The 15,391-nt window shown below is 39.9% G+C and carries 15 protein-coding genes; 3 read left to right on the top strand and 12 right to left on the bottom strand.

The genetic code is table 11. From position 1 onward, the window contains the following. Positions 1-479 precede the first annotated feature (479 nt). The 6 genes from Q0625_RS05785 to Q0625_RS05760 form a co-directional block, all read right to left on the bottom strand. Entirely contained in the window at positions 480-1,319 is an 840-nt protein-coding gene (locus Q0625_RS05785) for a prephenate dehydrogenase (RefSeq protein ID WP_298824414.1), read from the bottom strand. 98 nt (positions 1,320-1,417) lie between these two features. Further along, positions 1,418-1,570 (bottom strand): DUF4295 domain-containing protein, encoded by a 153-nt coding sequence (locus Q0625_RS05780; RefSeq protein WP_002670441.1) that lies wholly within the window; start codon positions 1,568-1,570, stop codon positions 1,418-1,420. An 8-nt stretch (positions 1,571-1,578) separates the two neighbouring features. Continuing rightward, the gene (gene rpmG, locus Q0625_RS05775) at positions 1,579-1,761 is read right to left on the bottom strand and encodes a 50S ribosomal protein L33 (RefSeq protein WP_009641682.1); all 183 of its coding nucleotides are present in this window, start codon (positions 1,759-1,761) and stop codon (positions 1,579-1,581) included. 19 nt (positions 1,762-1,780) lie between these two features. Beyond that, positions 1,781-2,017 (bottom strand): 50S ribosomal protein L28, encoded by a 237-nt coding sequence (rpmB, locus tag Q0625_RS05770; RefSeq protein WP_298824412.1) that lies wholly within the window; start codon positions 2,015-2,017, stop codon positions 1,781-1,783. A 102-nt stretch (positions 2,018-2,119) separates the two neighbouring features. Beyond that, a complete protein-coding gene (locus tag Q0625_RS05765) occupies positions 2,120-2,782 on the bottom strand; it encodes an ABC transporter ATP-binding protein (protein WP_298824410.1) in 663 nt (220 codons plus the stop codon). Between the two features lie 143 nt (positions 2,783-2,925). Beyond that, a complete protein-coding gene (locus Q0625_RS05760; protein WP_298824408.1) occupies positions 2,926-3,885 on the bottom strand; it encodes a lytic transglycosylase domain-containing protein in 960 nt (319 codons plus the stop codon). Between the two features lie 190 nt (positions 3,886-4,075). Here Q0625_RS05760 and Q0625_RS05755 point away from each other — a divergent pair, with 190 nt between their 5' ends. The 3 genes from Q0625_RS05755 (at position 4,076) to Q0625_RS05745 (ending at position 9,134) form a co-directional block, all read left to right on the top strand. Continuing rightward, positions 4,076-5,245, top strand: coding sequence for an AIR synthase related protein (locus Q0625_RS05755; RefSeq protein WP_298824406.1), 1,170 nt, complete (start codon positions 4,076-4,078; stop codon positions 5,243-5,245). A 135-nt stretch (positions 5,246-5,380) separates the two neighbouring features. Beyond that, on the top strand, positions 5,381-7,816 hold the full coding sequence (locus tag Q0625_RS05750; RefSeq protein WP_298824404.1) for a DNA translocase FtsK: 2,436 nt from the start codon (positions 5,381-5,383) through the stop codon (positions 7,814-7,816). Positions 7,817-7,841: 25 nt separating this feature from the next. Further along, positions 7,842-9,134: a nucleotide sugar dehydrogenase gene (locus tag Q0625_RS05745; protein WP_298824402.1), complete on the top strand. Its 1,293-nt coding sequence runs from the start codon at positions 7,842-7,844 to the stop codon at positions 9,132-9,134. A 16-nt stretch (positions 9,135-9,150) separates the two neighbouring features. Here the strand turns inward: Q0625_RS05745 and cmk are convergent, their stop codons facing one another. The 6 genes from cmk to Q0625_RS05715 form a co-directional block, all read right to left on the bottom strand. Beyond that, positions 9,151-9,867 carry a (d)CMP kinase gene (gene cmk, locus Q0625_RS05740; RefSeq protein WP_298824400.1) on the bottom strand — a complete coding sequence of 239 codons (717 nt, stop codon included), beginning with the start codon at positions 9,865-9,867 and terminating at the stop codon, positions 9,151-9,153. Positions 9,868-9,937: 70 nt separating this feature from the next. Further along, positions 9,938-10,336 (bottom strand): hypothetical protein, encoded by a 399-nt coding sequence (locus Q0625_RS05735; protein ID WP_298824398.1) that lies wholly within the window; start codon positions 10,334-10,336, stop codon positions 9,938-9,940. Positions 10,337-10,348: 12 nt separating this feature from the next. Continuing rightward, positions 10,349-10,822 (bottom strand): hypothetical protein, encoded by a 474-nt coding sequence (locus Q0625_RS05730; protein WP_298824395.1) that lies wholly within the window; start codon positions 10,820-10,822, stop codon positions 10,349-10,351. Between the two features lie 172 nt (positions 10,823-10,994). After that, positions 10,995-11,921, bottom strand: a complete 927-nt coding sequence (locus Q0625_RS05725) for a transporter (protein WP_298824392.1) — start codon at positions 11,919-11,921, stop codon at positions 10,995-10,997. Between the two features lie 224 nt (positions 11,922-12,145). Then, on the bottom strand, positions 12,146-14,155 hold the full coding sequence (locus Q0625_RS05720; RefSeq protein ID WP_298824389.1) for an OmpA family protein: 2,010 nt from the start codon (positions 14,153-14,155) through the stop codon (positions 12,146-12,148). Between the two features lie 32 nt (positions 14,156-14,187). Continuing rightward, positions 14,188-15,102, bottom strand: coding sequence for a type IX secretion system membrane protein PorP/SprF (locus Q0625_RS05715; RefSeq protein ID WP_298824415.1), 915 nt, complete (start codon positions 15,100-15,102; stop codon positions 14,188-14,190). Between the last annotated feature and the right edge of the window lie 289 nt (positions 15,103-15,391).

Below are 15,391 nucleotides of genomic sequence, written 5' to 3'. Positions count from 1 at the left end.
TTAGGAATTGTCTTAGCCAGCGCCTGTGTAGAGACGCAATTTATTGCGTCTTACAGAATGTCTCATCCATTAACATGAGTTCGATATAATCAAAATTTACACATACCTAGTTGGGTATTCGCGCCAGCGTGGGGGACAATAATTTACAAGACGCAATGAATTGCGTCTCTACGGAAAACTATGCCCATTAACATGAGCTCTATATAATGAAAACTCGTACAAAACCAGCTATGGGTGTCTGACCGCTGTCTTCTGACTACTGACCACTAACCACTAAATACTGATAACCGAACAGAGTGCAAAATTACAACAATGCAAGGGACAAAGTCAAGGAAAAGGCTGGTGAGAAGTAAGAATTTATACGATAAAAAATAATGTTAAGTGTTTAACAGTAGGCAGTAGACAGAGGTCAGTATTCAGTAGACAGTGTCTAACAACTAACAACTGTCCTCTGACAACTGACTACTGACCACTGACTGCTATTTCAGTATTTTACGTATATAGTTTGCCTCTTTGATATTTTGAGTAATAGCGTCTGCTTGATCGGTTTCGAGAAGATGTTTGAAGTTTTCTAAGTTTTTGATGTACTCGGTAAGAGCTTTGAGTACATTAGTCTTGTTTTCCAAGAAGATAGGTGTCCACATTTGAGGGTGGCTCTTTGCCAATCGCACAGTGGAGGCAAAACCTGTGCTAGCCAAATCAAAGATCTGTGCTTCGTCCTTTTCTATCTCCAATACGGTCTTACCCAACATAAAGGAGCTTACGTGGGATAAATGGGAGACATAGGCTGTATGAAGGTCATGATCTGTAGGCGACATCATCTTGACCCTCATATTGAGCGCTTTGCTAATATCCAAAGCCCTATCCAAGAGCTTCCAATTACTTTTCTCTACCTCACATAAGGCCATCACCTTACCGTCAAAAAGGTCATATAGGGCAGCCTGAGGGCCTGAGTATTCAGTACCTGCCATAGGGTGTGCAGCAACAAACTGGCTGCGGCGCGGGTGTTGGGCTACTTCCTTACAGATAGACTCTTTGACTGAACCTACATCCATGACTAGGGTATTCTCCCCTACATGGTCTAATACCTCATGGACTACTTGTGCTATACGATTCACAGGAACTGCCACTAGTACAAGGTCTGCATCGGCTATCTGTGGGTAATCAATTGCTTCGGATATGATCCCCAAGGCAAGAGCCTCCTGCAAGTGCTGAGGATTCTTATCTATACCCACTACGGTATATTGTAAGCGTTTCTTAAGTTCCAAGGCAAAGGAACCTCCTATAAGTCCTAAGCCTATAATCACTGCTTTTTTCATGGTTAGAAATAAAAAAAGACTACTCACATACTATGAATAGCCTGCTATGTTATAATCTTTATAGCTAAAAAATAAGAAAGCCCTTATAAGGGGCTTACTTATTTCTTTTTTAAGAATTCTTCTGCTAATTCAGGAGCCATTACGCCTTCTACGAAAGTGTAAGCACCTGTTTTAGGTGATTTCACCATTTTGATTACTTTGGTCAATCGCTTAGATTTACCCTGTAAAGTTGCTACTGTCTTCTTTGCCATAGTATTATTTATTTAATTTCTTTATGAACGGTAACTCTCTTTAGGATAGGGTTGTATTTCTTAAGCTCCAACCTATCTGGAGTATTTTTTTTGTTTTTAGTAGTAATATATCTTGAAGTTCCTGGAAGTCCAGAATCCTTATGTTCAGTACATTCTAAGATTACTTGTATTCTATTTCCTTTTTTAGCCATGGTATATGATTTTTATAGGTTATTTAATAAATCCTTGCTTTTTAGCTTCTTTGATTACTGCAGAAATTCCCTTTTTGTTGATGGTTTTGATAGCGCTTGTTGAAACGCGAAGGGTAATCCATCGGTCTTCTTCAGGAATATAGAAACGCTTGGTTGTCAAATTCGCTTTAAATTTTCTCTTTGTTTTGTTCATGGCGTGAGAAACATTGTTTCCACCCATTGCTTTTTTACCTGTCAATTCACAAACTTGTGCCATTTTATCACTTTTTAGTTCATTATTTTATCGGGGTGCAAAGTAACGAACTTTTATTGAAACTACCAAATTTTTTTCACTATTTTTTTTGTTAGTGATTTGTGTTTAGTCACTAATTCTTCCGTCCTGCATAGTAAAGGTCTTATCAGCCATTTGTGCCAACTGGGTATTGTGGGTTACAATCACAAAGGTTTGTTCAAAGGCGTCTCGCAGGGAGAAAAATAACTGGTGTAGCTGCTGGGCACTCTCTGAATCAAGGTTACCACTAGGCTCATCGGCAAAGATGACCGCAGGTTGGTTCATTAGGGCGCGAGCTACCGCTACTCGTTGCTGCTCTCCTCCTGAAAGTGCATCAGGCTTATGAGAGAGCCTATGGGAAAGCCCTAAATAGTCCAATAATTCCTTTCCTCTACTTTCGGCTGCTTGGCGTGCTGTCCCTTTTATAAAAGCAGGAATACAAACATTCTCCAAGGCAGTAAACTCAGGCAGGAGTTGGTGAAACTGGAATATAAACCCTATATGCTCATTGCGGAATTGTGCTAGCTTCTTAGCCGAGAGCTTTCTAACATCTATTCCATTGATAATAAGACTGCTCCCCTCGACTTCTGTCATAGTATCGAGTGTACCGAGAATGTGTAATAGAGTGGTTTTCCCCGCCCCTGAAGCCCCCACTATAGAGACCACTTGGGCTTTCTCCACTTGGATATCTACCCCTTTGAGTATCTCTACTTGGCCAAATTTCTTATGTATATTAGTTGCTGTTATCAAAATGAGTGAAAAATGAAAAATAAAAAGTGAAAAGTGTATAGTGAAGAATGAAAAGTAAAGCCAGCGAATACTTGGAGCTGGGTATGTGGGTGAAAAGTTGTCATAAACTAACCTCTAACCACTAACAACTGATCACTAACCACTTATTTAGGTACTTTGATTACATAGGTCTTCCCTGACTTGTTTTGGAGAGAAAAATCTCTTATCCAAGGATTCAGTAGGCGTATTGTCTTGTAATTGGTTTTATAACGCTTAGCGAAACTTGCTAAGTTGGTAATAGTAGAATCCACTGTGATATATTGTACAGGTTCCAAGCTATATAGCTGATCTTGCTTATAGTTGAATCCGTACTTCTTTGGATTTCTCATAATCTCCTTAATAGCCAAAATGCGGAATACATAGCGGCTAGTCTCATTGTTCAGGTGTAGGTCATAGTAACTACTTACCTCCTGCTTATTCAGTTGGTTACGGATCCCTGCCTTTCCTGCATTGTAAGCAGCGGCAGCGAGTGTCCAGCTACCCATTTCCTCCTTGGCTTTTTTCAAATACAAGCAAGCAGCCTCAGTGGCTTTCTCCAAGTGATAGCGCTCATCTACCGTATCCTCCATTTCCAAGTTATACTCCTTAGCTGTATTTTTCATAAACTGCCAGAAGCCTGCTGCTCCTGAGGGAGAAACCACATTCGTCAGACCACTTTCTATTAGAGCTAGGTATTTGAAATCGTTAGGAATATCGTATTTGTGTAAGATCGGCTCTATAATCGGGAAGAACTTATGTGCTCGCTTGATAAGCAATAGCCCATTGGACTGCCAATATACATTGACCAACAGCTCCCTATCGAGACGTTCTCTGACATCGGATAGCTGTAATGGCACCGCTTCACCTGCGAAATCCAGCTTTTTAGGCAAGTCAAAGGCACGAATCTGATACATAGGCAAGCTATCTCTTTCAGAAATCGCCTCTACCATGATGGGGTCGTCCGCACTAAGGGTTGGCACTTCCGTTTCAGCAGGAGAAGCCACCGCATTGATAAGCAAAAGCGCTATGGCAATCACTCCTATTCCGCTGAATATCTTTTGACAAACAGAAAAAAACTTACTCATTTTCAATAGTTTATATTATACATGTTCTTATTTTCTACCATTATACAAGTAGAAAATATTAAGGCATTTTTCTGCGCACAAAGATAGAGAAAAAAGTAAAAGGTAAAAAGTAAAAAGTAAAAGTTTTTTATATCAACTTTTTTCACTACCTTTGGCACTTGTAAAAACCGCTAAAAAACCATTACTTCAGATGGACAACCGATACGCCATGCGTGGGGTCTCTGCTACCAAAGAGGAGGTTCACAACGCTATTAAGAATATTGATAAGGGACTCTTCCCTAAAGCCTTTTGTAAGATTATCCCTGATTACTTAAGTGGAGATGACCAATACTGCCTTGTGATGCATGCCGATGGGGCTGGCACTAAGTCCTCCCTCGCTTATATGTATTGGAAGGAAACGGGTGATCTCTCTGTATGGAAGGGCATCGCTCAGGACGCCCTAATTATGAATATTGATGACCTCCTCTGTGTAGGAATTACCGACAATATCCTACTTTCCTCTACTATTGGTCGTAACAAAAGGCTCATCCCTGGGGAAGTGATTGCAGCTATTATAGGGGGTACTGAAGAACTCATCAAGGAGTTGGGACAATATGGAGTTACCATTCACTCCACAGGGGGTGAAACCGCTGATGTAGGTGACCTAGTACGTACCATTATTGTAGATTCCACCGTTACAGCGCGTATCAAGCGCAGTCAAGTGATCGACAATGCACGTATTGAAGCAGGAGACGTTATCGTAGGTTTGGCCTCTTTCGGACAAGCTACTTATGAGAAGAGCTATAATGGCGGCATGGGCAGCAATGGACTTACTTCGGCACGACATGATGTATTTTCTAAGGTCTTGGCAGAGAAATACCCTGAAAGCTATGATCGTGGACTCCCTGAGGAAGTAGTCTATACAGGAGGCAAAAACCTCTGCGATACAGTGACTGATAGCCCGCTCAATGCTGGTCTGCTAGTGCTCTCTCCTACCCGCACCTATGCTCCTGTGATTAAGCAAATCCTCTCCCAATACAGTCCTACTGATATTCATGGCATGGTACACTGTAGCGGAGGCGCCCAAACGAAAATCCTACATTTCATAGATAACCTACACGTTATCAAGGATAACCTCTTCCCTGTGCCTCCCCTCTTCCAACTCATTCAAGAAGAATCTAAAACCAATTGGAAAGAAATGTATCAGGTGTTCAACTGTGGACACCGTATGGAACTCTATGTCCCTGAAAGGATTGCAGCCGATATTATCCGTATCTCCCAATCTTTCCATATAGACGCCCAAATCGTAGGCCGTGTAGAGAAATCAGACCATAAAAAGGTTACTATACAAAGCGAATACGGCATTTTCAATTACCAATAAGGAATAACCAAAGACCGATGACAAGTGACAAGTGACTAATTTTGTTGTTAAAAAGATTTGTTACTTGTCACTTGTCACTTGTCATTATTTTCGTATTTTTGCAGCTGTTTTTTAACTTAAGATGTGTCCATAATCATGGCAAAAACCAAATCCCCAGAGACTGAGAAAGAGAAAGGAAAAGAGAACAAAGGCAAGCGAAATACCCTATTGGAGCGAAAAGTCTCTATAGGGGTGATTCTTCTTTTTGTATGTTTTGCGCTTTGTGCCTCTTTTATCTCCTTTATCTTCACTTGGCAGGCTGATCAAAGTATCCTAAGCGAGTTTGCTGACAGGAATGTACGACCACAGAATATCCTCAACAAGATAGGGGCTTACGTGGGTAACCTTTTCATATACAGAGGCTTTGGGATAGCTACTTTTATTCCGCTTTCTCTTTTGACTCTTACAGCCTTAAAACTCATTTTGGATACTAAGACCAAGATGCTCAACAAGTGGTTTTGGGGGATATTGTGGATGCTCTTTCTTTCGGTTTCCTTTGGCTTTTTCTCATCCGATGCTACCATTCTCAGTGGTATAGGCGGGTATGAACTCAATGCCTTCCTAAGCGATTACATAGGGCATTTAGGTACTGCCTTGGTGTTGCTAGCTATACTTTGTGTATATCTTGTTAGAAAATTCCACATCACCCCTGATAAGATCAAAGATTCAATAGATACAAGTAATAACTGGATTAAAAACCATAAAAAACCCTCTTTTTCCACTCCCCTTAAGGGTAAAATTGTCCCCTTAACCCCTACGGAAACCCCTCCAGCAGGAGAGGAGTCCTTTGCCCCTGACCCAACAGGCTTTCAAGAAAGCGAAGATGGTCAAGCTACTGACGAAAAGATAGATGTCTATACGCACCGAGATGACATTCCACGCTTACACCCTGAAGAACCCCTGACTCCAGAGGCTACTCCCTCAGTAGAAGAGGAAGAGGATAGTGCTTTCAAGGTGGAAATCAAGCAAGAAGAAACTGTTAATCCTGAAGATGTAGCTCGCCGCTTGGTAGAAGACTTTGGCGAGTTCGATCCTACCTTGGAACTCAAGTCTTACCAATTCCCTCCTATAGACCTGCTCAAGGAATACAAAGATGCAGGCGTAGTGCGCAATGATGAGGAATTGGAGGAAAACAAAAACACCATTATTCAGACCTTACGTGACTACAAAATAGACATCTCACGTATTACCGCTGTGATAGGGCCTACTGTTACCCTCTATGAAATAGCTCCTGCCCCTGGCGTACGTATCTCCAAGATCAAAAGCTTGGAAGACGACATAGCGCTCTCCTTGGCAGCCTTAGGGATTCGTATCATTGCTCCTATTCCAGGGAAAGGGACTGTCGGTATAGAAGTGCCTAATAAGCATCCTGCCATGGTACCTATGCGATCTGTCATCAGTTCGGTTAATTTTCAAAAAGCAGAAATGGAGCTACCTATTGCTTTTGGGAAAACCATTAGCAATGAGACTTTCGTAGCCGACTTAGCCAAAATGCCTCACATGCTTATGGCAGGTGCTACAGGACAAGGAAAATCAGTAGGGCTTAATGCCGTACTTACTTCCCTACTCTACAAAAAACACCCTGCTGAGGTAAAATTTGTCCTTGTAGACCCTAAAAAAGTGGAGCTTACCCTCTACAATAAGATAGAGAAACATTACTTAGCTAAACTTCCTGATAGTGAAGAAGCTATTATCACCGATACCACCAAAGTTGTCAATACCCTCAACTCTCTCTGTATAGAGATGGACAACCGATATTCCTTGCTGAAAGATGCTATGGTGCGCAATATCAAGGAATACAATACGAAGTTCAAGTCTCGACTGCTCAACCCTAATGATGGTCATAGGTTCTTGCCGTATATAGTCCTAGTGGTAGATGAGTTTGCCGATCTTATCATGACAGCAGGCAAGGAAGTAGAGCTTCCTATTGCTCGCTTGGCACAGCTAGCACGTGCCGTAGGTATCCACCTAATCATCGCTACTCAACGACCTTCAGTGAATGTGATTACAGGGCTTATTAAGGCGAATTTCCCTGCCCGTGTAGCCTTCAAGGTATCACAGTCCATTGACTCCAAGACCATTTTGGATGGCCCTGGTGCCCAACGACTTATCGGTAAGGGAGACATGCTCTATACGCAAGGCAATGACCTAATACGTATCCAATGTGCTTTCGTAGATACCCCTGAGGTAGAGCGTATTGCTAACTTCATTGGTGCCCAACGTGGTTATCCCGATGCCTTCTTACTCCCCGAATATGTGGGTGAAGGAGGCGAAAATGGTATTGTTGACGTAGATATGAGTAAGAAAGACCCCCTACTGAGAGATGCTGCTGAACTTATTGTGAATAGTCAATTGGGGTCTACCTCCATGCTACAACGTAAGTTAGAGGTAGGTTTTGCGCGTGCCGGCCGTATCATGGATCAGTTGGAAGTGCTCGGTATCGTAGGTGCCAATAAGGGTAGCAAGGCACGTGATGTGAATTTCCCTGACCTTATCTCCCTACAACAATTTTTAGACGAAAAAGGTATATAACAGAATAAATTAAGCAAAAGACACAATGAATCCCCCTAAAATAGCTATCATTGGACTTGGATATGTAGGTCTGCCCTTGGCTCGGCTCTTGGCTACTCGCTATGCTGTAGTGGGTTATGACAAAAAAGCCTTACGTGTGGAAGCCCTACAAAGAGGGGAAGATACTACTCTTGAGGTAGAAAAAAACCTATTACAAGAAGTCTTAACCCCAACAAACCCCACTCTTACTAAGGGACAAATAGGTCTTTTCTGTACCCATAACCCCGATGACTTAGCACAGTGTAACTACTTCATTGTTACGGTGCCTACCCCTGTGGATAAGCACCATAGACCACTACTTGCCCCCCTACACTCAGCCAGTGAGGTTGTAGGCAAATACCTCAAAGCAGGAGATATCGTCATCTACGAATCTACCGTATATCCAGGTTGTACCGAAGAAGAATGTGTACCTATCTTGGAACAGGTCTCAGGACTGAAGTTCAACCAAGACTTTTTCGTAGGTTATTCCCCTGAACGCATCAACCCTGGGGATAAGCTCCATACAGTGGCACATATTCTAAAAATCACCTCTGGTTCCACCCCAGAGACCGCACAAAAGGTCAATGCCCTCTACCAATCGGTAATTGAGGCTGGCACCCACTTGGCTCCCTCTATCAAAGTAGCCGAAGCTGCTAAGGTAATAGAGAACTCACAACGAGATATCAATATTGCTTTTGTCAATGAATTGGCAAAAATATGTAATTTGTTGGATATTAATGTACAAGCAGTATTGGAAGCGGCAGGAACCAAGTGGAATTTCTTGCAATTCTCTCCAGGTCTTGTAGGAGGCCATTGTACAGGGGTAGATCCCTATTACTTAGCTCAAAAAGCTCAAGAGGTAGGTTACCACCCCGAGATCATCTTAGCAGGTCGCCGTATGAACGATTCTATGGGCAAGTATGTAGCTGATCAAGTTATTAAGTTGATGATCTCCCGTGAAATCCCTATTCATGGAGCACGTATCCTTGTACTGGGTATCACCTTCAAGGAGAATTGCCCCGATGTACGCAACACTAAAGTTACCGATGTGGTACGCCAATTAGAGGCTTTCCACACCCAAGTCACCGTATATGACCCTTGGGCACACCCAGAAGAAGTATGGGAAGAACACCAAATTCGCTCCCTAACAACCTTACCTAAGGAGCTACCATACGATGCCATTGTACTGGCTGTTGCCCATAAGGAGTTCCTTTCTCTGCCTTGGAAAGAGCTAAGAAAGCCTCATAGTATCCTCTACGATGTAAAGGGTATACTTCCTGAAGCTGACGGACATTTATAGAAAAAAGCGTAGGCAACTACGCTTTTATTTTTTCTTCAGCCAGATGTACAATCTGAGCTACCACCTCCTCAAGTGAGGTATGAGAGTTATCTATCTCCACCGCATCAGGAGCTTTTTGTAGAGGTGATTCTTTGCGATGTGTATCTTGATAGTCACGCTCTTGTATATTCTTGAGTACCTCTTGGTAAGTAGCAGGCTCTCCCTTTTGTTGGAGTTCCTCAAAGCGTCTTTGGGCACGTATCTCTTCCGAAGCTGTCATAAATACCTTCAGCTCAGCATTAGGGAATACAACAGTGCCTATATCACGTCCGTCCATGACCACTCCCTTCTGTTGTCCCATTTCACGTTGCAAGTTTACCAAATAGGCACGTATTTCAGGGATTTTAGCCACTTCACTCACATAACTTGCTACGGATAAGCCTCGTATTTCTTTCTCAATATTCTGCCCATTAAGGTAGATTTCTGAGACTCCCAATTGTGGATTGTGCTCAAAACGAATAGTACTTTGCTTAAGTGCTGAGAGCAAGCCATCCTTATCAATATTCAAAATCTGTTTCTCCTCTCCCCCATGTGGCAAAGAGATAAAACCCTTTTCAAGAGCTAGAAAAGTAACAGCCCTATACATAGCTCCCGTATCTATATACACATATTGTAAAGCTTTGGCTACACGCTTAGCGGTAGTACTTTTTCCAGTAGAAGAATGACCATCTATGGCAATAATTATTTTTTTCATGATATCAAAAAAAATAACTTACCAAAAACAAGTTATGGATTTCGGTAAGTTATGTTATAAAGTATGATTTTTAATTATTATTCACTATTTTACAAAAAGATTTGCTTTCTGTCTCAGTACGTATTTTCCTGATTAGGAGTTTGGCCAGCCCCACGATAGCCGTATCATCAAGTATCACATGATCTAAGACCTTTTTGCTCTGCAAAAGCCCAATTAAGTGCGTTTGCCCTTGATATACCAAGCATACATCATCTACTGTTTTATTGGCAAGTCCTTCTGTATTTTCGAAAGAAAGAATAGCATTTCTAAAGATTTCTACTTGGTAAGAGCTTGCTAGGCGGTTATCTACTCCTGGGCGTGCTTTGTAGGCTACGATAGAGCCATCAAGGGTACTTACCAATGAAACAGAGATCACCCCTGGCACATTATTAAAGAGTAGTGCTGCATATTCGTTCAAAAATTGTTCCATGGTTTGTATGCTTTAGCTAAAGAATAATTTTCTGAAATGACTTTCTTTCTTAGGAGCTTCGGAAGTTGTATTGGTATTATAAAGCTCTGTCTGTATATTATCAAATGTAACCACTTGATTCATTGCCTCATAACATTGCTTATGAATCACACTCAAGACCCCATAATTGACCTTGGTAGCATCTGTGATAATATGTATCAAGTAATCAAAATCCTTAGACACATAGATTACATGTATCTGCTCATTATTGGATATGGTAATCTCACGAAGTGAATCTTCATGAATGTTATCTATATATTTAATTTCTTGAAGTGCATTTTTAGCTATTTCAGCCTCAAACTTTGAAGTAGCGGAATAGTCTAATCCACTAAAAGATTGGTTGTATAACACCTCACCATGTTCTGTACCTATAAAGCTAACTGATAGTATGCCAGAAAGTTGGGCTCTCATCTGGTCAGCGTATTTTTTAAATTCTTCCAAAATCATACTTTCAAAATTTTAGTTAGGTTACAACAATGCAAAACTACGATGTTTTTCTATAAATTGCAACTTTTACACCTTAATATATTCAACAAAATAGCTTTTTTTGTTGATAACCTTATAAGATATTCATCTACAATTATTTACACAGAAACTCCGCTATCTTTCAGTGAATAAATTAAAAGCCAAAAATCTGAGCATCTTCCTTGTTTTGTTTATCTCTAGCTTTTTTCTTAGCTTCATATTCTATGTCCTTATATCTATCATAGAAACGATAAGAGAAGCCTATTCCGCCCATATAACGTGTTGGTGTAGTTTTCCAACTAGCCCCTATGGTAGCATTTATTTGAAAATTTTCATCTATGAGATAAGAAACACCCCCTCTTAGCAGAGAATCCTTGTAATAATCACTTGTAATCCCCTCATTTTCCAAATAGATACTCCAACGATCATCATAAAGATTGTGGGTAAGAGTGAACACATAGCTATACTGTGCATGTTGGGAAGCTATATTAGTTCCTATGATATTGAGAACCAATGCCACTTCTTTGAGAGGATGGCTCTGAAGGATAATCATTGCCTTGGGGGTAGCTATTGGGTAGCTCTCATTCATCACCTCATAGAGGTAACGATTTTTTTCTAAGAGATTTACCCCCGCATAGAGTGAAATGGCAGGGATCAATTTTCGCCACTTGAACTCTGCATTAGCCTTCCAGCTATATACATTGATATCACTTAGAAAAACGGGGTCATAGAACAAATATTTCACCCCAAGAGTAGTACGCTGAAAGCCCAATTTCCCCGATGAAACGCCATCGGTAGAGCGGTTGCTATAAAGTAGCGTACCATCGCCTACAATCTCGAACTGGTCTCTCCAAACCCCATAACGTACCATATAATTCAGTCCTACATTCTCCTGAGAAAGACCTAAGAGGTCATGCTTATTGGTCTCATAATAGATATCTGATTCCACTTGAGCCACCTTCCTTCCCACCGAATAAGCCCCCATAGAGCGCCCAGGCTTGTTTGAGTTAATAATATCTGTGTATTGTGCTTGAGTGGTTATAGCCGATAACACCAAAAGGAAAAATAGCACTTTTTTCATAAACAGATTCATTTTGTTAAATAATTAATCTTACAATTTACCACACTCCTCTGCTTTTTGATATAAAAAAATAGCCATTTAGAGTGTTTTATAGCTTAGTTCTTATAAGGTACAAAATTAAAAAAAATATTATTAAAACCAAGACTTAACCTTAAAAAGTTTTAGTATAAAAAACGGCAATAGGTTTCCCCATTGCCGTAAAAAATATAAACTATGAAAAAATTTTACATTTCCACAATGATAAACTCACTACGTCTGTTTTCTTGGTGTTCTTCTTCAGAGCAAGGAACGCCATTCTTACAATGGTTAACGAGTTGTGTTTCTCCATATCCCTTAGCAGTAAGCCTGTTCTTAGCAATTCCTTGACTTACAATCCAAGCCATAGTAGCTTTGGCACGTTTGTCAGAAAGGATAAGGTTATACTTATCAGAACCACGGCTATCAGTATGAGAACGGATAGAGATCTTCATAGTAGGATGATCCTTCATTGCCTCTACGATTTTAACCAATTCAGCAGCTGCATCAGGACGAATATTATATTTATTAAGGTCAAACTTGATTTCCTTTATCTGGAAGATCTTAGCTAAATCATCACCTTTCTTAAGTTTTTTCTTGGTGGTTTTCATCAAGATTTCTTTCTCAATAACAGTACCTTTTTCACGGATACTCACTTGTTCTTCTACTACTGCATAGTCCTCTCGCTGAGCACGAATGAATACGAAGGTATCATCACAATTTACTGTCTTAGCACCAAAGTCATAATCTCCGTTGGGTTTATTGTCAATCTTGGCAATTTCTTTTTGGTCACTATCGGAGAGTGTAAGAGTTACGTGACCTAGTACTTCTTTAGTATCTATATCCTTAACAATCCCTTTGATAGTCTTTTTACAATCAAATTCCAAAGGTCTGTTTTGTATAAAATAGTAGATATCATCTTTTCCTTTACCTCCTGGACGATTAGAAGAAAGGAAACCAACACTTCTGTCTTCGTCAAGTACAAAAGCAAAGTCATCGTCAGGAGTATTACCTGGGCGACCTATATTCTGCAATCTCTTAAGAGAACCATCTTGTTCTATTTTCACAGCAAAAATATCCAAACCTCCTAAACCAGGAAGACCATCAGAAGAGAAGAATAACACATTCTTAGAAGAAATATAAGGGAAAGTTTCTCTACCTTCAGTATTGATAAGATCACCTAAGTTTTCTGGTTTTCCATAAACACCTTTCTTATGGTTGATACGTACTCTGAAGATATCGGACTTACCACGAGTACCATTGATATCAGCAGCGAAGTAGAGCCATTTTCCATCAGGAGTGATGGCAGGATGCGCCACACTGTAGCCTATGACATTGAAAGGTAAGCGCACTGGATCTGTCCATTCGTTATTTTTTCTAACAGAACGATAAAGTTCCAAGAGAACTTTCTCTTCTGCTTTCTTTTTCTTTTCTTCTTTAGAAAGCGGAACTTGGTAGTTACGAGTAAAATAGATCGTATCCATTGTTCTTGTAAATACAGGACTTGACTCATTCAAAAGAGAGTTGAGCTTGGAAGAGAAGTTCTCCTCTTTGGTAAGTTGTCCATTGCTGAATTTTGCTCTAAAGAGATCATAATAGCCCTCACCTGTCCAATTAGAAGTACCACGAGCTGATGTCTTTCGGCTTGCAGTGTATACTACTTCATCTTTTCCATAGAAAGCAGTACCATATTCAGAGAATTCGGTATTGATATCTACAGGTTTAATTGTTAAGCGACCTGAATTATCTTTGATTACTTGCAAATAGTCTGAATGCTCTTCCAATTTGCGAGCACGAAGGTCTTCCTTACCTGTAAGCTTTATAAATTGATCCAAAATAGTCTTTGCTTCATCGTAGCGCTCTACCGATTTAAGACATTGTGCATAACGATAGTAATATTCTGGAGTAATTTTGTAATTTTGGCTATCTTTTTTAGCGTTTTCAAAGAGCTTGTCATACCATTTCAAAGCTGTAGTATAGTCAGCATTGAAATAATAAGAATTTCCTAAATTTTCCAAGACATTTTGATCTACATACCCTTGTTCTGCTATACGTTCGTATATCTTAATAGCATCTATATAGGCATATTTACCATAGAGATCATTAGCTTTTTTTATTTTACTTTCATTTTCTTTCTTCAATTTCTCCTTGTCTTCCTGAGCAAAAATTACAGAGACAGAGCAAAACAGAAGAAAAATAGCGGTTATCTTTCTTATCATTTTTTTATTTTTTTAATTGATTAGTACACTATTTAGAAGAAACGAGGAGAGATAATCTTTTGAATATCTCGAACAAACTCGTAACGCAAGAAAATTTCATGAGAGCCAGAGTTATACTTACTTAGTTTAGTAGTTTCCCAGTCAAAAGCATAACCAATAAACCAGTTTCTATCTATCTGGAAACCAGCCATAGCACTCACAGCAGCACTCCAGCGATAAGCAGCACCAAGAACAAAACGGTCATCGTACATAAAATTAGCTGAAAGGTCTACTTGCAATGGGCTACCAGATACCATTTTCATAAGAGCAGCAGGCTTGAACTTGAGGTCTGAAGAAAGGTCAAACACATATCCTCCCATAAGGTTGTAGTGTTGTCTTTCATTGATATCAGTAATCTTTCGCTCATCTGTCTTGGAGAATGTTTTGGTATCCAAGAGATAAGGGATAGAGAAACCTACATAGTATTTTTCTCCATAATAGAAAACTCCAGCTCCTATATTAGGTAAGAAAATATTTGCTTTCCCTTCAAAAGCAGCATCATTAGGATAAAGTAAGTTAAGCTTGTTTCTATCAAAGTTGTAGAAACCAGCTGCAGCCTTTAACCCGAAAGCCAACTTAGATTCGTCAAAATCCAAGGTATAAGAGAAATCCACGTCTACCACATTAGTAGATTGAGGCCCTATACTTTCATGATAGATACCTGCACCTATTCCTATATGTTTCTCCTCAAAAGGAGTATGGAAGCTCAAAGAAGCCGTCTTAGGAGCTCCATCCAAGCCTACCCACTGATTACGATAGAGAGCAAAGATGCTCGTACAATCACGAGAACCTGCATATGCAGGATTAATCATCATTGTGTTATACATATATTGTGTATACTGAGAGTCCTGCTGTGCAGTTGCCTGATCTCCAAGCAATACCAATCCTAATAACACAATTAATCGCATTCCTTTTTTTAACATATTCTTTTCATTTAAGAGTGTGCAAAGATACAATAAAAACAAATGATTGCACAAATATTTCATTTATATATTTCCTATATTCTTATTGATTTTTTCTATACAACTGTAAATCAAATACTTAACCCCTCAAAAGTTATTAACAATTATAGAATTAATTATAATTTGTTAATGATCAATTGTTAATTATTTAAAGATTAGCCGTTAGTGATTAGTGATTAGTGATTAGTGACTAATGGGTAGTGACTGGTGACAAATGATTAGTGACTAGTGACTG

This window comes from uncultured Capnocytophaga sp. (genome assembly GCF_938029845.1).
GTDB lineage: Bacteria > Bacteroidota > Bacteroidia > Flavobacteriales > Flavobacteriaceae > Capnocytophaga.
Note: the sequence above shows the minus strand (reverse complement) of the source record. Positions and strands in the feature narration are given on the sequence as shown.